General features: G+C 36.2%; 10 protein-coding genes. 7 read left to right on the top strand and 3 right to left on the bottom strand.

Annotated elements, in window-relative coordinates; all coding sequences use genetic code 11:
* Positions 1-41 precede the first annotated feature (41 nt).
* The 6 genes from C4F50_RS21005 to C4F50_RS20980 all read left to right on the top strand — a co-directional run bounded on the left by C4F50_RS21005 (position 42) and on the right by C4F50_RS20980 (position 3,738).
* The gene (locus C4F50_RS21005; RefSeq protein WP_194140606.1) at positions 42-293 is read left to right on the top strand and encodes a hypothetical protein; all 252 of its coding nucleotides are present in this window, start codon (positions 42-44) and stop codon (positions 291-293) included.
* Positions 294-496: 203 nt separating this feature from the next.
* Positions 497-1,135: an NAD(P)-dependent oxidoreductase gene (locus tag C4F50_RS21000; RefSeq protein WP_194140605.1), complete on the top strand. Its 639-nt coding sequence runs from the start codon at positions 497-499 to the stop codon at positions 1,133-1,135.
* Positions 1,136-1,519: 384 nt separating this feature from the next.
* Positions 1,520-1,714: a hypothetical protein gene (locus tag C4F50_RS20995; protein ID WP_194140604.1), complete on the top strand. Its 195-nt coding sequence runs from the start codon at positions 1,520-1,522 to the stop codon at positions 1,712-1,714.
* A gap of 48 nt (positions 1,715-1,762) precedes the next feature.
* The gene (locus C4F50_RS20990) at positions 1,763-2,623 is read left to right on the top strand and encodes a TraB/GumN family protein (RefSeq protein WP_194140603.1); all 861 of its coding nucleotides are present in this window, start codon (positions 1,763-1,765) and stop codon (positions 2,621-2,623) included.
* Between the two features lie 7 nt (positions 2,624-2,630).
* A complete protein-coding gene (locus C4F50_RS20985; protein ID WP_194140602.1) occupies positions 2,631-3,134 on the top strand; it encodes an RNA polymerase sigma factor in 504 nt (167 codons plus the stop codon).
* Entirely contained in the window at positions 3,124-3,738 is a 615-nt protein-coding gene (locus C4F50_RS20980) for a hypothetical protein (protein ID WP_194140601.1), read from the top strand. The genes C4F50_RS20985 and C4F50_RS20980 overlap by 11 nt, the downstream gene beginning before the upstream one ends.
* 86 nt (positions 3,739-3,824) lie before the next feature.
* On the opposite strand, the gene C4F50_RS20975 is transcribed toward C4F50_RS20980, so the two are convergent.
* The 3 genes from C4F50_RS20975 to C4F50_RS20965 form a co-directional block, all read right to left on the bottom strand.
* Entirely contained in the window at positions 3,825-6,896 is a 3,072-nt protein-coding gene (locus C4F50_RS20975; RefSeq protein ID WP_194140600.1) for a DUF8693 domain-containing protein, read from the bottom strand.
* A 161-nt stretch (positions 6,897-7,057) separates the two neighbouring features.
* The gene (locus C4F50_RS20970; RefSeq protein WP_194140599.1) at positions 7,058-12,079 is read right to left on the bottom strand and encodes a DUF8693 domain-containing protein; all 5,022 of its coding nucleotides are present in this window, start codon (positions 12,077-12,079) and stop codon (positions 7,058-7,060) included.
* Between the two features lie 415 nt (positions 12,080-12,494).
* Entirely contained in the window at positions 12,495-12,971 is a 477-nt protein-coding gene (locus C4F50_RS20965) for a regulatory protein RecX (protein WP_194140598.1), read from the bottom strand.
* Between the two features lie 297 nt (positions 12,972-13,268).
* Between C4F50_RS20965 and C4F50_RS20960 the strand changes: the two genes are divergently transcribed.
* Complete coding sequence (locus C4F50_RS20960) at positions 13,269-19,172, top strand: DUF8693 domain-containing protein (protein ID WP_194140597.1); 5,904 nt, start codon at positions 13,269-13,271, stop codon at positions 19,170-19,172.
* Positions 19,173-19,192 lie beyond the last annotated feature (20 nt).

Below are 19,192 nucleotides of genomic sequence, written 5' to 3'. Positions count from 1 at the left end.
TAACAAAAAACAAAGTAATTATGAAAAAAGTATTTTTAGGAATGCTGTTAACGGCATTAGGTTTTGGAACTATGTCTTTTGGTTCTAATGATATTACTAAAGCTTCTATCGACAATCAAGAAGGGATTGAAGTTGTTTTTGGGCCAACATATACAGCTCCGTGGCTAGGAGTTTGTTGTGAGTCGCCACTTACAGCGGTTGAACGTGATCTTGCTAATCGCGGATATCCTGCTACTACACAATACATTATTAAAAGTGCCACAAGTAATACTGTAACTTATACAGTTAATTAGTTTTTGAATAATTTAGATTTTAAGAAATAAGTTAAAGCTGGACAAATACTGTCTGGCTTTTTTTTATTTTATTATTTTTGAAGTATTAAAATCTCTTTATAAAATATTTGATCATTTGTAAAAGCTCAGTAAGCTTTTATATTTTGCTTCTTCGTCGATAAAGAAGCAAAAATTTTTATGTCAAAATTTTATAAAGAGATTATATGAAAAATATACAAAAAGTTGCCGTACTTGGCGGTAATGGCAGAACAGGAAATCATCTTGTTCGCCAATTATTAGAAAAAGGATTTGATTTAAAAGTGTTACTTCGAAATCCTGAAAATTTTTCCATTCAAAATCCTAAAATAGAAATTGTCAAAGGAGATGCTCTTGAGATGAATTGTATCCGAGATTTATTGAAAGATTGTGATGTTGCTATTAGTACTTTAGGACAGCGTCAAAATGAACCTTTAACAGCTTTGAAAGCAACAGGAAATATTCTTAAAGTCATGAAAGAATATGCAATTAAAAGATATATTCTGCTGGCGGGTTTAAACGTTGATACGCCATTTGATAAAAAAAGCGATATAACAATTTCTGCGACTAATTACATGAAGACTAATTTTCCAGAAATTCAAGAAGATCGTCAGAAGGCTTATGATGCTTTAGTTGAAAGTAATATTGATTGGACTCTAGTTCGTGTACCGTTCATAGACTTTAATGTTCCTTCATCTAAAATTTTGATAAGTTTGGAAGATTGTCTTGGCGAGAGAATTGCAGCGACAGCTATTACCCGTTTTATGATTAAGGTATTAGAAGAGTCTATTTTTATAAAACAAGCGCCATTTATAGCAGGAGAATAACAATTTGAAGAAGCAGGTTTAAAACCTGCTTCTTTTTTAGATTTTTAAAGGCGAAAAATAATGCAAAGCTATGAATGCTCCGGTTTTTTGCATTTAGGTCAATATAGCTCTTAAATTGGCTGATTTTTGAATGCTTAAGGCGGATAGTATTTATGTTTGATTTTATACCAAAAGCTTCGCTAAAATTCGGCAAAGATTCTCAAAAGTTAATTTACTGTGTCTTTGTGTTTTTACTTTTTGAATCTCTGTGGTAATTAATTTGAAGTAAAAAATTCTCTCGCTAAGCTTTATATTTCCTCACTTTTTAAAAAAGTTTTAATTTTTTTTGTAACGTTTTGATTGTTCGATTACTTACGAGTCGTAATCAAATAAAACCAAACAATTATGAAAACAAAATCAACTTCATCAGTAGAAAACATTTTTAAAATTATTCTTTACACTTCAATAGGATTTTTAGTAGGCTTTCTAAGTTACTTTTTAATCAAGTTCGTGGGATTTGTTATTGGTGTCTGTGTGATAGCAGCAATTGTGGCTTCAGAGCAGCGAAATAAATATAACAAATCTAAAAAGGAGTTTTAATCATCAAAAAGAAATCAATCAAATCAGCAACTTAAATCAATCAACAAAATGAAAAATGCAATCAAATCAATCGTAATCGCAGCAGCACTTTTTTTTAATATCACTGCTAAAGCGCAAAATGCACCAAAATTAGAAAATTCGCTTTTATGGGAAGTTTCAGGAAACGGATTATCAAAGCCTTCTTACTTGTACGGAACCGTTCATATGATTTGCTCGGGAGATTATTTTCTCACCGAAAAAACCAAAAAAGCATTTGATGCTTCATCTAAATTGGTTTTAGAAATCAATTTTGCTGATCCAAAAGAAACGTTAGAAATGCAAAAATTGGCCATGGGTAAAGAACCTTTGAGCAAAAAGTTAAGTCCAGAGCAATTGACTAAATTAGATGCGATTTTAAAACGTACTTCGGGAATGACAGTGCAGCAGGTAGATGGTTTTAATATGATGACCGTTATGAGTTTAATATCAATGAAGAGCTTTGGCTGTACCGATCTTAAGTTTTATGAATTGGATTTTATTGAACAGGCGAAAAAGAAAAACATGACTTTTGGCGGTTTAGAAACAGTGAAATCGCAATTTTCTATTTTAGAAGGCGCTTATTCTAATGACGAAATGATTAAGATGCTTGAGGAATCGGATCAAGAAGCGACTTCGAAATTAGTTGAGGAATATAAAAAAGAAAACATTGATGCTTTGTATGATATCATCACAGATAAAAAAGTAACCAGCGAAAAAACTAAAAAAGAAATTCTGGACAACAGAAATTTAAACTGGATTAAAATTATGCCAGAACTTATGGAGAAAGAAACAGTCTTTTTTGCAGTGGGATCGGCACATTTGGGAGGTGAGTTTGGAGTAATTGATTTGTTAAGAAAAGCAGGGTATAGTGTAAAACCAGTATTGAACTAAACTTATTTTGAAAGAGAAAGAGCAAGAATTTTTAAAACGGATAGAAAGTCATAAAGGGATTCTCTACAAAGTTTCTAAAATGTACATGGACAATCATGATGATCAGCAGGATTTGTTTCAGGAAATTGTCTGCCAATTATGGAAATCGTATGATACTTTTAGAAATGAAAGCCAGTTTTCGACTTGGATGTACAGAGTCGCGGTAAATACAGCCATTGTTTTTTTGAAGAAAGAAAAGAAGAAGGTTGATAAATACGAAATAGCTTCAGAAAATATTAAAGAGGATGAAGGGGATTCGGCAATAAAAGAAAGTCAGCTGGAGCATTTTTATAAAGCGGTTCAAAAGCTTGAAAAAATTGATAAAGCGATCATATTTTATCAGCTAGAAGGCTTTTCTCATAGAGAAATTGGGGATAATCTCGGAATTTCTGAGGGCAATGCCAGGGTTAAATTAAATAGAGCAAAAGAAAAATTAAAAGAAATTATTAAAAATCAAGGATATGGATTTTAACGATATACAAAACGCATGGAACAATGAAAAGACTGAAAATGTAGTTGTTCCAAATAATTTAGAAAAAATACAATCGGCAAATACGCCTTTGGATAAGATCCGAAAAAATTTGAAGGGTGAATTAATTGGGCAGTCAGTAGCTGTTGTTTTAATGGGCTTCACACCAATTTTATTCGACTTTCCTTCAAAATGGATCGTTCCGTTTTATTTGCTTTACAGTATTTTTACGTCAGTGACTGTGTATTATTTGGTGAAACTTTACATTTTTTATAAGAGACTAAATAAGATTAATTTAAAAACTAAGGACAGTCTTTATGAAACGTATTTTGACATCAGACTTCATATGGAATTGTACAAAACTTTCGGGTTTGCTTTGACTCCGTTTTTGGTTTTGTTTTTAGTTGGCTTTTTGTACTATAGGTTTTCCCTAAAGCCAGGTTTTCAATTGGATAATTTTAGCAATCAGTTTCTGATTGGTGTTTTTGTAATGGTTGCGTTTTCGATTTTATGGATGGGAATTACCTTAGAGTGGTGGGTGCGTTCTTATTACGGAAAATATGCTAGAGAAATCAGAAAAGTAATCGATGAGTTAAAAGAGGAATAAAACTCAATTAAAAAAACGATTTAAAATAAAAAATCCATTCTGTTTCATCACAGAATGGATTTTTTTATGGAGTAATTATTTAATTTTTATTGAAATATGATTTTCTTCGTAACGATATGATCATTTTCTAAAGTCACTTTCACCAATAAAACTTGATTACTTGATTGTAGATTTTGAATAGATAATTCGGTCTCATTCACTTTCTTTTTGTTGTATAATAAATGTCCCGCAATATCATAAACAGAAACTTCTTTGATGTTTTCGTTTAACGAATTCACTTTTACAATTTTGTCTTTTACTGAAACCAAAAGATTATTATCAGCACTTTCGAAATCCTCATTTCCTAATGTTTTGTTGGTATAACGTAAGACAAAACGATCTGTAAAAGTTCCGATTGCACTAGAAAAAGTATAATTTGAAGTTCTTAAATCATGAATTTTTTCTAGAAGTTTGTCTTCAAGATATACTTCTTGTCCAGTAAAGAATCCGTCAACCTCATTTATTGCGATTGTAAAATCACCCGCGATAGTCGTTTTGTATCCTACAGGAACTGTTTCTGTGTTGTCAAATGGCAATGCACGAGCCTGAATAGTCAGTTGATTAGTATTGCTGATCGTATAAAAATCAACATAACTGTTGGCATTCATTGTTTCGGCATCATAGTTCGTATCTATATTATTGGTTGCGCCCTCCATATAACCTAATAAGATCTGCTTAAAAGCTCCTTGTTCGTTGCTGAAATTCAACCACAAACGATTTTTATCCCCATCCTCGTTTGCGGCAGTTTTGTAGAACTGAGTATTGTTGCCAACTCTTCGCATAGAGTTTGTAAATACGATTGGAGTTGCAGTGCTGGAGTTAACAAAAAAGCCCTGCCCTGCAGCAATATAACCATTCGGTCTGTCTGCACCAGCTGTTGTGCCTGTGCCTCCTGCTAAAGTATATACGGCATAATCACTGCTGGTATAATTGTATTTTGCGTCACCAGCCACCGCATTGCTTGGAGGAGAATTGTGTGTCCACAAATAAATAGCTCCTGTATGTAGATTGCTGTTTATAAAAGCATCTGCAGATATTGCCGACGGATACGGGTTTCCAATTAGGTACCAATTTCCTGCTATTGTTGTAATAGAAAAGTTTCCATTGTTTGGAACTCCTGTGAATGTAGCCAGATAAGTTGCCGCATTTGTAATACTGTAAGTTTGTGGTGCGCGTACGCTGTAAGACACCCCTGGTGCCATAACCATTTCTCCTCTATAGCTTATTTTCCAAGTGCTGTTGGTAGAATCGTAATAATAATATTTATCTGCCAAAGTTGCAGAAGATAAAGATTTAAGTGTGTAAGCAGAACTGTAAATAGGAGAAGACCAATAGGTAAAATCGTATCGACGAACTGGTTTTGTAATTCTTCTGTAAATAATATTTCCTGTATTGGTAACATTATTAGTCTGTACAAGACTCGAATTGTTTTCAAAAGTTAAAGATCCGGTACTCGAAACCGAAACAGCATTTAATACATTTAGCGTAACGTTAGTTGGCACGACTAAATTTACCCCTGCGCTAACGGTTAGCGCACAAGCATTGATATTGCCGGTAATAGTATAAGGTCCTGAGAAAACAACATTTTTGTTAATATCTGGTGCGCCTTGGCTCCATGCCGTACCATCCCAAGTTGTAGTAGATTGGTTTACAATATTAAAAGGGGCAGATGAAGGTGATTTACAGCCAGAACTAGTGGTGACAGTAAACGAATAAGCCGTTCCAACCGGAATATTTGAAATAGTTGCGGTGGTGCCAGTTCCGGTCGTTACAACTCCTCCCGGAGTTCTTTGTACCGACCATGATCCAGCAGGAAGGTTGCTTAATTCAATACTTCCTAGATTAGAACAGCCGACATTGGTAATTGCGCCAAGAGTTGGCGGTGGAAGTAATATAATTTCAGTTGCAATGTTATCGGTATAACTATGGCCTGATACATCTTCAACAATGTTTAATGACGGATCAGATCCCGAAACTTTTGCAGAGTTTACTACTTTTCCTGCAGAAACATTCGCTGGCGTAATAGTATAAGTTCCCGTTAATGTTCTGGTATCTCCAGCAGCCAAAGTCGGAATAGAATTTCCAGCGATAGTTAATCCTGCCATCGGATCCGAAACACTAATATTGCTGATCGGAACCTCTCCAGTATTTTTAATATCAAAAGAATAGGTAAGAACATCGCCTGCTTTTCCACAAGCCGAAGGCATTGAAACACTTTTGATCATGCTTAATTCGGCAATTTTTAAAGATTCGGTATTAAAAGCAATAAAAGCGCAATCGGAGTTTCCAGAAAACGTAACCACAAAACGGTCTACTTGAGAAGCATTTGCAGCAGTAATACCAAATGAGCTGGTTTCAATTCCGAGCATTCTAATATCTCTTTTGTCAGCAGCGGTAAAGGCTGGAGCACCATTGTCTGCTCTAAATAAATCTAAACTGTAAGTACCGACTGCATCGATAGAAACAAAATTTACCGATATTTCAGTTCCAATAGTATTTCCAGCAGCATCAACAAATTTAAATTTGTCTGGTGTTCCTCCTGGTTCTGCAACTTGTGTTACAATAAGATCGGGTTTTCCGTCTCCGATTCCTGTAATGTTTAGATTGTTCGTCCCGATTTTAAATTCGGCAGTTCCCGCTTTTATGTTTGCGATTCCCGTTCCTAGAGTTAATCCGTTGACACCATCGGTAAGTCTTGCGGCAAGTTCTGGACCAGTAGCAGTTGTCCCTACAAGAGGCGGTTCTAATTTAGTGACAGCGTTAGATCCATCAATCATCGAGCCTTGTAAAAAATAGGTGTCGGTTGTGTAACCTAAAGATTGAATTTTTAAAGCTCTGAATTTTTGCGGAACGAAAGTAACACCCTGCGTAGTAAGAGTATTGTCGTTTACGCCTGTAGAATAGGTGGTCCCGTTCCACTGAAAGGCAAGTAAGTTGTTGGCAGTATCTGGACGATTGTTTACCAGTGTTTTGTCATTTGATGTCCAGTAACCTTTCCAGTCTGTGTGAATTCTTGATATTCTAAGTTGTGCAGTTGTCTTTATTGAAAATAAAAAAAACGACAACATTAAAAAATGCATCGTAAAAGAACGAAAGTGCAAATGCAATTTTTGTGACATGGGGTTGACGGTTTAGGGTTGGTTTAGTTATTTTTTTTCTCTTTTGCTTTTTCTTCTTATTGAAAAAAGTAAGCTCTAAAATCTGTTTTAATTTAGGTTAATCTCTATGCATAAAAATCCGGCAATGTTAGCTGCCGGATTTTGGTATGTTCTTAAATCAATTAATGAAATATAATTTTCTTAGTTACTGTGTAACCATTTTCCATCGTAACCTTTGCAAGTAAAACTTGTTCGCCAGACTGCAGATTGCTAATCTGATGCTCACTGCTGTTTACTTTGTTCTTACTGTAAAGCTGCTGTCCAGCTATATTGTAAATAAGAATGTCTTTTATGTTTTCCTGCGAAGAAGTAATTTTGATCAACTTGTCTTTTACAGAAATTAAAACACTTTCTGCGGTATTTTCAAAATCACCGGTTCCTAATGTTTTATTAGTATATTTTAGAACAAAACGATTTGTAAAAGTTCCGACAGCAGTTGTAAAAGTGTAATTGGCTGCACGCAGATCTACAATTTTACCATTCGTTTTATCTTCTAAATAAACAGCTTGACTAGTAAATAAACCATCAACATGATCAATCGAAATTGTAAAATCACCTGCGATAGTACTTTTGTATCCTAACGGAACTTCTTCAGTATCTGTAAATGGTAAAGCACGAGCTTGGATAGTCAATTTTTCGGCATCACTTATAGTATAAAAATCAACATAACTGTTACCGCTCATAGTAACTGCATCATAATTTAGATCGATACTATTTGTCGCACCGTCCATGTAACCAAGAAGTATTTGTTTAAAAGCACCTTGTTCATTGGTAAAATTCAGCCACAAACGATTTTTCTCAATAGCATCCGTTTTAGCAGTCTTAAAAAATTGACCATTTTTACTGCCAACACGCATATCGTTATTAAATACAATAGATTTAGTTCCAGTTGGGTAAACAAAGAAAGCTTGTCCAGAAGCAATAAACCCATCACCCACAACTGCATTATTATGTGTTACAACATGACCTGTAAGATTAAATACTGCATAGTCATCGCTGGTGTAATTGTATTTAGCATCTCCTGCAACAGCGCTGCTAGGAAGTGATTTGTGTGTCCAGAAGTACAATGCTCCAGTTTCAACACCATTTAATGATAAATTTAAATTGATGAACTTTTCAGCATCAACAGCAGAAGGATACGGATTTCCGATTAAGTTCCATTTTGAATTTGATGTAGTAGCATCGATGTCTCCATTGTTAGGAATACCTTTAAAAGTTGCTGTATAAACCTGACCAGAACCTGTAAGAGCATACGTCTGTGGTGCTCTCACACTATAACCTTTTGCTAAAGCCATACTCATAGTACCTTTTCCGTTTATTTTCCAAGCCGAAGTAGCAGCGTCATAATAATAATATTTGTCGCCCAAAGTTGCTGGTGATAAATTGTTAAGCGTAAAGTTCGATTCAAACGTAACAGGAGAAGACCAATAAGTAAAATCGTAACGACGCACCGGCTGAGTATCTCTTATTAATTCGAATGAAGTTGTAGAACCTTTATAGAAATCCTTACTTGAAGTAGTCTGTAAAAGAGATCCTCCGTTTTGCAAAATCAGTTTACCGTTTACATTTAAGTCTTGATCTACGGTTAAAGTTTTTCCGTCTGGAACAGTCAAACTCGCGCCGGCATCAATTGTACAAGAACAAACCTGAAGATCATTATTTAAGATAGTCGGCGTAGAAATTTTAATCGAAGTTGTATTGGATGGGAAAGTTCCTGTTCCATCATATGTAGTAGGGTTATCAACAAAATTTAGTGCGACATTTGCATCTCCGCCGTTCTCTCTTAAACGAACTTCTACTCTAGAATTTTGGTTTAAGAAATAAAGCGTAGGTGAATTTACTTCTCTAGCATTAGGACTGTAACCATCGTAATAGTATACCTCCTGGCCGTCAATAAAAATTTGTACAGCGTCGTCAAAGTTTGCAAAAGTAAGCTTGTAGCGGCCACAAGGAAACCCTTCACGTTTGTATGTTAAAGCAAAATTGTCAATAGGCATTGGTGCGCCTTGCCACGCAGGAGAGTATGATGGTGATTGCCCTTTTGGCCAAAATTTTTGACTGTCAAAGCTTAAATCCTTGTCTACATAAGTTCCAGCAAAAGCGGCACTTGGTAATGTCAGATCAGGTAAATTGAAACCATATACATTCCACTGATTAATTCCAAACGGAAGTGAAGCATTGGCAGCATTTACAGCGCCATATGAAAAGGAAACTCTTGCGATGCCGCCTTTTTCATAATACTCATATACGAAACTATGTGATCCTGCCGATAATGGAACTTGCGCTACATAGGTATTGTATCCATGATCACTCCAAGAGTTTGCTGGACTAACGTTTACTATATTTCCGTCAATGTAAAGTCGTACTCCGTCATCTCCTCCAATTGTAAAGTTATAGGTATCAGCTACAGTAGTAGTCTGCATCAAATAGCGCACAAGGAAATTTTCTGCAGGAACAGGTCCGCAAAAATTATCTGCTTCAACTGTGGCGTCTCCTGTAATAGTACCATATTCTACATTTCTTTCAAAATTTGCTTTTTCTGCAACACTTCCTACATAGGTTGTTGCAGCAGGAATGTTTCCTGTATAAGTATACACATATCCTTTCCAAAAATTATTTCCTGGAGTTAGTGTTGCCGCACATGGTGGTGCGGTTACATTTACAGTAACTGTTGCAGTAGAATAATCGGTTCCATTAAACAAAGTATATGTAAAAGTAGTCGTACCTACGAAATCTGCAGCTGGAGTAAACGTAACATTTGTTGTGCCATTAACCGCAACTGTTCCTCCAGTACTTGGCTGTGTAACGGTTATAGAAGTTAGGGGATTATAGTTTTCGTCATTAGATAAAATGGCAATCGGGATTGCAGTATTTTTAGCTGTAGATGCTGTGTCCGGATTTGCAGTCAATAAATTTGAAGGTTCAACAACACCCGTAATAGTTGGTCCTACTTCTCCTCCGTAATCATGTTTTATTTTGAAATAACCGTTATATTGATTCGGTACCGCGTATGGGTATATTCTGATATAAAAAGTTTGAGTGGTACTGCTTGTTACGATAGTATTTGCAGGGAAATTTAGGGTAACCTGAGTGTCAGCTCCTAATACAGCATTTGTTTCTCCTGCCAATACTGTTCCGCCATCGGCAAAAGTTGGGTCAGTAGAATAGCGCACCTGATATTTAGTAGCACCTTCATTATTTTCTGTTGGAGAATTATAAATAAAACTAAATTGCGTAAGTGTAAGTCTGTAATTCGTTTTAGGAGTAATGCTTACCTGTACATATTTGTCTTTATTGAATGTCGGTGTACCATTTACACCACTTAAATTAAAATAATTTGGGTTGCTGTAAGTGGCTAAAGCCATGCTAGCTGCCGAGATATCATTTCCAGTTATATTTGGATCTGTTACCACAGCTTTTGGCTGCTGTAATGCACCATTCCAGATAATTAATCGTGGAGTAAGTTCGGTAACTGTTACTGATACAGTTGCTGTAGATGATTTAGCACCAGCTGTTAAAGTATACGTAAACGAAGTCGTTCCTTTAAAAGTTGCTGTAGGCGTAAAAGTAAAAACGTTATTATTTCGGGTAACCGTACCAGCAGCTGCAGGCGGCTGTGTATTAGTAATAACTGCTCCTGCGTAATTACTATCGTTTGTTAATGGATTAAATGAAACAGCTCTTTTTTCCTGAGTCGTTACAAGATCATCATTAGCATTTAAATCATTTGTGTCATAGTTTAAAACAGTTCCTGTAAAAGTTGGAGTAGTGTTTCCTGCATCAAGAGTATTAGAATTAATCAAAAACAGAGGCGAGTTGTTGTCTTTGTTCGATTGTAATTTGTAACCATAAATACGTAAAGTCAATTTTTCTCCTGGATAAAGAGTTACATTCGATAAATCCAATGATTTGGTTACTTTTCCAGTTCCAGTTTGATCATCTATTAACAAAGTGCTTGTAGCAAAATCATCTTTAGAATAACGAACCTGATATCTTTGTACATAAAGATTGGCATCTCCTCTATAAGTAAAATTAAACGCATTCAATTTAATTTTATAGCCTGTTTTTGCCGAAACACTAACCTGAAAATATTTTGTGGCGTCTATACTAAATTGAGTTGGCCAAGGACTTCCTTTAAAGCCCTCGTTTGCAAGAGCATCTAGGGTTATACCAGATCCATTGGTCATACTTTCTGCCCCAACTGCGTTTGTAGATACTAAAATGTTTGGCAGTTTAGTATCAGGACCATTCCATTTTACTAAAGCAGTAGTAGTCGGGTCAGTAACTGTTACATTTACAGTTGCTGTAGAAGTATTTGTGCCGTCTCCAATGGTATAATTAAATGAAGTTGTCCCAGTAAATCCATCTGCAGGAGAGAATTTTATTGTTTTGTCTGCATTAACAACTGCAGTTCCGTTAGCAGATTGAGAAGCTATCGTTACTGTAGAAATGGGATTAGCTGCCTGCGTATCATTAGATAATACGTTAATTGATACAAAATTGTTTTTTATACTTGTGGCGTTATCGTTATTGGCTTTTAATGTTGGATTGTTAATGCTAACATTTCCATTTATAGTTGGTACACTATAAGTTCCTCCACTGTTTACATCTGGATGTGAACTAATTAACCCCCATCTAGCACCATTCCACCCATTTGCACTATAGTAACCATAAAAACGGATGTACATTGTTTCTCCAGGAAGTAAAAAAACATTTGCAGGAAAAGTTGCAACAGCATTGTTTTTTCCTGTTAGTGAACTTTGATTATCTAGTAATAAAGTTCCATTCGATGGAAAAGAAGGGTCTTTAGAATAGCGAATCTGGTATTTTCTACATGTTTGCGGATTATCGTAGTCAAAATAAGCATATTTTAAACTAGTTAAATCAATTCTATAACCAGCATCTGCTGTAATTGATATTTGGATGTAAGTATTTGAGTTGATAGAATTTGCAGTTGGCCAGTTTGTACCGGTAAATCCAACATAGTTCAACATTGATAGATTACTTCCTGTCATGTCTGTAGAAGTGACATGAGCAGCTAAAACGGTTGGAGTAAAATTGTTTGGATTGTCCCATCTCACCAAATCAGTTTGAGCAAATCCAAAAAAAGGTAACAATAAAAATAAAAGTAAAGTTTTCTTCATGTTAAATGTTTTCTATCAGGTTGTTATGCGGGCATAGGATTTAACAGCCGTCGCAAAGATAGATACATCTACGTGTGGTAAATAGTTCGGGTTTTAGGAACCCTTATTTAATCGATGAAATGTTAAAATAATCGACGAAATGCATAATGAAAACAGCAGATTTATGGAAATTCTTATAAATCTGACTGTTAAAAAATAAGAAAAATCGCAAATTGAAGCAATTTTTTAAGTGTTTTTTTGAGCTTTTTGTTCAAAAAACGCGAGTTTAGTTATAAAATCCAAAAGAATGGAATAATTTATAACCAATGGTTATGGTTAAATCCGTAAGGAATTTAAGATAATTCAAAACGGTAGCAATTGATAATGAGAATATAGCTGATTTTGTAATTTTTGACCGAAAAGTTAAACAAAAAAATCAGCCCTGATTTTTCTCTAATTCTTTTACTTTTTCATAGACAAGATCGCTCTCAAAACCTCTTCGCAGAAGATAGTCACAAAATTTCTTGCGTTTTTTCAGTTGATTGGTTTCCGTTAAGATGTTCCAAGACCTTTCCGCTAGATTTTCAAAAGTCGAAAGATATTCTTCAATTGTAATTTCTTTCATAGCCAGCGTAATATTTGCAGCAGATATTTGTCTGGCTTTCAGTTCGTTTTTGATTCGAATTCTGCCCCAGCTTTTCATTCGGTGTTTGCCTCTGGCAAAGCTGCAGGCAAAGCGGGTTTCGTTAAGGAAATTTCCCTCAATAAGCTTAACTATAATAAAATCAGCTTCATCGGGTGTCATTTTGAGACTATATAGCTTTGCGGCGACTTCTTGATGACATCTTTCTTGATAAGCACAAAAATGTTCTAATTTTTGCAGCGCTTCATTGGGTGTAAAAGTGTTTTTCATCGGGTTTTTCTCTCCTTTTAACGATTATATCATAAAGTAATCATTTGATAATCAAATAATTCTTAAAATTGTTAAATTTTTCTGTGATTTGATTTGCTTAAATCCTTGGGATTGTCAGTAAATTAAATATTTTTGTAAGTGATTTTAACATTTGTTGGAACTTTCTTCAAGACAGGATTTTAACACTATTTAGATCTCAAATTCAAAGCACAAAATTCGGAATACTTTTTTAAAGAAATGCCCTTTTTTTGTTTTGAATAGCCCAAAAACAAATTTATCATTAAATACCACTAGCCTATGAAACGAAAATTACTTTTGTTAATTATTTTTATCGTTTTTCCTTGTATAACTTTTGGACAATCTATTTGGACCAATCCAATAGGAAATAATTCTAGCGGATCAAATCCATATACAACTGGTCAGACAGTTGACCCAAATATTACAGTAAGTGGAATTGGAAGAGCATCTGCATTAATAGGATCTAACGTTAATGGTAGATATGCCGCTTCTAATTGGACAGGAACAACTGCTATTAATTTAAATAATTATTTTGAGTTTACTTTGACTCCAAATTCTGGTATTGGTATTAATTTTGTTAGTTTAGAATATGATGGACAGATAAGCGGAAGTGGTGGAAACTTCACCAATTTTGCGATTAGATCTAGCATTGATGGATTTAGCTCCAATATTTCGACTCCTGGTTCTGGAGGTGGTACCATATCGTTGTCAGCAGCAGCATTTCAAGGTGTAACATCTGCAATAACTTTTAGAATTTATGCATGGGGTGCTGCTACTAGTAGAGTATATGGTATAAATGATTTTACTTTTAATGGAACAATTTGTCGCTCAGCAGCAACTACAACACCGACTATAATTTGTCAAGGAGATGCAGCAACCATAAATGCTACTTCAACTTCGGCTGTTACAGGAAATACTTTTTCCGGGTCTTGGAATGGGGGTAGTGATCCAACAGCCAGAATTATTGCTTCTGCGATGAATGATAATGCTACCTGTGCCTTTGGAAATACTGTAAGAAATTATACGACAATAAATTTTACAGTAAATACAACCGGAAATTATGTCTTTAAAATGGCAGATACTGACGATTATGACGGTATGGCCTACATATATACGGGAAATTTTACTCCAGGTACATGTAGTGGAGGAGGGACATGGATAAGAGGTGACGATGATCATGGGACATTATACTCCGAGCCAAGGTTGACCACAACGCTAACTGCAGGAGTTGTGTACACATTAATTTCTACAACTTATTCGAATAATAATGGAACATATTCTGGTAATTATTCATGGAGCGTTACGGCTCCAGCTGGCGGACAGGTAACATTATTGCCAATAGAATGGTACACAGCTTCGACAGGTGGTACTTTCTTAGGTGGAGGTTCTCCGTTTAATCCTGTTGGAGTTGCAGGTTCAGGTTTGCCAAATACAAATACTCCAGGGCCATATACATTTTATGCGCAGGCAGTTGGAGCATGTACAAGGACTCCAGTTACATTAACCATAAATCCAAAAGCGACGATTAACGCTATGACAGCTACAATTTGTTCTGGAGGAACATTTACTGTAACTCCCGTAAATGGAACAAATGGCACTGTTCCGGCAAACACTACTTATAGCTGGGCAATACCAACAATGCCTGATGGAGTAAAAGGAGCTGTGGCAGGAAGCGGTGCTTCTAATATTTCAGGTACATTAACCAATATTAATACCACTTCGCAAAACGTAGTTTATGCAGTTACGCCTTTAACGGGAAGCTGTTCTGGAACTCCTTTTAATGTAACAGTAACAGTAAATCCAAGCGAGATTAATAATAAAATAACACTAGCTGGTTCCACACAAACTTGTGATACAGCAGCTGAAGGAGGTAATGCTTCTTTGGTTGCGCCTGCAGGGACATATTTTAATAATGTAAGTTTTGCCAGTTATGGGTTGCCAAACGGTTCTTGTGGTTCTTTTACAATAGGAAATACTTGTCATTCTAATTTAAGTCAATCGGTTTCCGAAACTTATCTTTTAGGAAATACCAATTCTATTACTATTCCAGCAACAAATATGGTTTTTGATGACGCCTGTGTTGGAACAGAAAAAAGATTATATGTTTCTGCAAATTATTCACAGCCAATATGTTCAGGTACAATACCAGGAGTTATTTCTGGAACTCTTCCAACAGGAACTGTAACGGCTTATTTATGGGAAAGCAGTACTTCAGGTGCGGCAGGGCCTTTTGGAAATGCAGCTGGAACTAATAATACGCAAAATTATACTCCAACTGTTGCCTTAACTCAAGATACTTGGTTTAGAAGAAAAGTTACGGTTAATGGATGTACAAATATTTCTGGCCTGGTATTGGTAAAAGTTAGTGCACTGCCTACAATTACACATGCAGCAACAGCAGCATCAATTTGTCAGGGTACAATAAGTACAACTTTAGCGTACACGGCTACAACAGGAACTCCGACAACTTACAGTATTGCTTGGAATTCAACACCATCAAATTCTTTCCTTGGTGTTGCAAATGCATCATTAAATTCTAGTCCTATTACTATAGCAATTCCATCAGGAGCTGCAGCAGGAACATATACAGGAACATTAACTGTTAAAAATGCTAATGGATGTACTAGTGCGGGAACAAATTTTACTGTTACAGTAAATCCTCTTCCAGCAGCAGCAGGAACCATTAGCGGAACCTCTCCTGTATGTCAGGGACAAAATGGTGTTACTTATTCAGTTCCTGCAATAACCGATGCAACGGGATATACATGGACTTTACCAGCGGGAGCTACAATTGCATCTGGCTCAAATACCCGTACAATTACAGTTAATTTTTCTGCAACAGCGGTAACTGGAAATATTACAGTTCAAGGAACAAACAGCTGTGGAAACGGAACAGTATCAAACAATTTTGCAGTTACAGTAAATCCTCTTCCAGCTGCAGCGGGAACTATTACGGGAGTATCCCCAGTTTGTCAGGGACAAAATGGAGTTACTTACTCAGTTCCTGCAATAACCAATGCAACAGGATATACATGGACTTTACCAGCAGGAACTGCAATAGCATCTGGTGCAAATACCCGTACAATTACAGTTAATTTTTCTGCAACAGCGGTAACTGGAAATATCACAGTTCAAGGAACAAACAGCTGTGGAAACGGAACAGTATCAAACAATTTTGCAGTTACAGTAAATCCTCTTCCAGCAGCAGCGGGAACTATCAGCGGTACGTCTCCTGTTTGTCAAGGACAAAATGGTGTTACTTACTCAGTTCCTGCAATAACCGATGCAACGGGATATACATGGACTTTGCCAGCAGGAGCAACAATAGCATCTGGTGCAAATACTAATACAATTACAGTTAATTTTTCTGCAACAGCGGTAACAGGTAATATTACAGTTCGAGGAACAAACAGCTGTGGAAACGGAACAGTGTCAAACAATTTTGCAGTTACAGTAAATCCTCTTCCAGCAGCAGCGGGAACTATCAGCGGTACGTCTCCTGTTTGTCAAGGACAAAATGGAGTTTCTTATTCAGTTCCGACGATTGCCAATGCAACAGGATATACATGGACTTTACCAGCAGGAGCTGCAATTGCATCTGGTGCAAATACTAATACAATTACAGTTAATTTTTCTGCAACAGCGGTAACAGGTAATATTACAGTTCGAGGAACAAACAGCTGTGGAAACGGAACAGTGTCAGGCAATTTTGCAGTTACAGTAAATCCTCTTCCAGCGGCAGCGGGAACTATTACTGGAGTATCCCCAGTTTGTCAGGGACAAAATGGAGTTACTTACTCAGTTCCTGCAATAACCAATGCAACAGGATATACATGGACTTTACCAGCAGGAGCAACAATAGCATCTGGCGCAAATACTAATACAATTACAGTTAATTTTTCTTCAACAGCGGTAACAGGTAATATTACAGTTCGAGGAACAAACAGCTGTGGAAACGGAACAGTGTCAGGCAATTTTGCAGTTACGGTAAATCCTCTTCCAGCAGCAGCAGGAACGATTAGCGGAACATCTCCTGTATGTCAGGGACAAAATGGAGTTACTTACTCAGTTCCTGCAATTACAAATGCAACAGGATATACATGGACTTTACCAGCAGGAGCTACAATTGCATCTGGTGCAAATACCCGTACAATTACAGTTAATTATTCTGCAACAGCGGTAACTGGAAATATTACAGTTCAAGGAACAAACAGCTGTGGAAACGGAATAGTATCAGGAAATTTTGCAGTTACGGTAAACTCAATGCCATCAACCCCAGTTGCTAGCGTAACTACACAGCCAAATTGTGGTGTGCCGACAGGAACCATTACAGTTACAAGTCCGGCTCCTGCAGCGGGAATCACGTATAGTATTAATGGATCAGTCTATACTAATACCGACGGTATTTTTACAGGTGTAGCACCGGGATCTTATACAGTATCGGTAAGAAACGGTTCTGGTTGTACTGCATCAATGGCAGCACCATTGAGTGTAACAATGACTGGTTCTAAAGTTTGGAATGGTGACACCAGTACAGATTGGAACGTAAGTACAAACTGGACTCCAAACGGTGTTCCAAACGATGGTGATTGCGTAGTGATACCAGATTTAACATTCATTACCAATAAACCAGCTGTTTCTGGAACGGGAGCTATAGCATTTGCCTATTCTCTTTTAGTAAATGACAAAAGTTCGTTAACGGTAAACAGTCTTTCTACTTTAAAAGTAGAAAATGCCGTAACGGTACAAGGAGATGGAGCTTTAGTTTTTGAGGACAAATCAAGTTTGGTTCAGACATCAAATATTGCGAATATTGGAAACATCACATACAAACGCCGTACAAAACCAGTTCGTCGATATGACTTTACTTATTGGACAGCTCCAATTTATAGTGCAGCTTATAAACTTACTAATTTATCGCCTGCTACACTAGGAGATAAATACTATTATTATGATGCTGCAAATTCTGTTTGGAAGATCAACGGAAAAGGGACTATGACAATGGAACGTGCACATGGCTACAGCGTGAGAGCACCGCAGACTTATGCTATTACAGGTGCAGGTCAGGTATATGAAGCTGAATTTAGAGGTGTACCGAATAACGGAGATATCAGTGCTGGAACAGTAAACGGGAAATGGAACTTAATCGGAAACCCATATCCATCTGCAATTGATGCCGAAGAGTTTATTGATTTAAATGCAAGTTTAAATGGTATCGATACAGGAGCATTGTATTTCTGGACTCATAAATCGCTGCCAAGTGATGCAGTAGATGGTGATGCAAAATACAATTATACAAGCGACGATTATGCTGTTTTAAATCTTACAGGGGCAACAGTAACAGTTCCAGGTGCAGAACCAGTAGATAAATTTATTGGATCCGCACAAGCTTTCTTCTTATATCCAACGGGAAGTAATACCAATTCGATTACTTTCACCAATGCTATGCGTGACAAAGTGGGAAAAAATTCTCAGTTTTTCAAAACAGCAAAAACAAGCAGTATTGAAAAAAATCGTTTGTGGTTAAACCTTAGTAATGCACAAGGAGCTTTCAAACAAGCTTTGGTTGGTTATGTTCAAGGAGCTACAAACAACTTTGATAATAATTTTGATGCTGTAACTATGAGCGGAAATACTTTTATAGATTTCTACACTATTAGTAATTCAGAAAAGCTGACGATTCAGGCGCGTGCAATACCATTTGATAATTCAGAAGTTATTCCGTTAGGATACAAAACTACTGTTGCAGGAGATTTTACTATCGGAATTGATCATGTTGACGGATTATTTACGAGTCAAGCTGTTTATTTAGAAGATAAAACTACTTCGAAAATCATAGATCTTCGTACAGGAAATTATACGTTCAAAACCGCAATCGGAACTTTTACAGACCGTTTTGTTCTTAGATATACCGACAAAACATTAGGAACAGGCGATTTCGAAAATCTTGAGAACACAGTAGTAGTTATTGTAAAAGATAAAAATATCAAAGTAGTTTCTTCAAAAGAAAACATAAAAGACGTATTGGTATACAATATTGGAGGTCAGGAACTTTATAACAAAAAGAAAGTAAATGCATCAGAATTGCAGATCACAAATCTTCAGGCTGCTGATCAGGTATTGTTAGTCAAAATAACATTAGAAAATGGACATACTGTTACTAAGAAAATTGTATTTCATTAAAAAATAATAAACAGAAACGT

This window comes from Flavobacterium hungaricum (assembly GCF_015182285.1).
GTDB lineage: Bacteria > Bacteroidota > Bacteroidia > Flavobacteriales > Flavobacteriaceae > Flavobacterium > Flavobacterium hungaricum.
The sequence above is the reverse complement of the archived record's forward strand: the minus strand, read 5'-3'. Positions and strand labels throughout refer to the sequence as shown.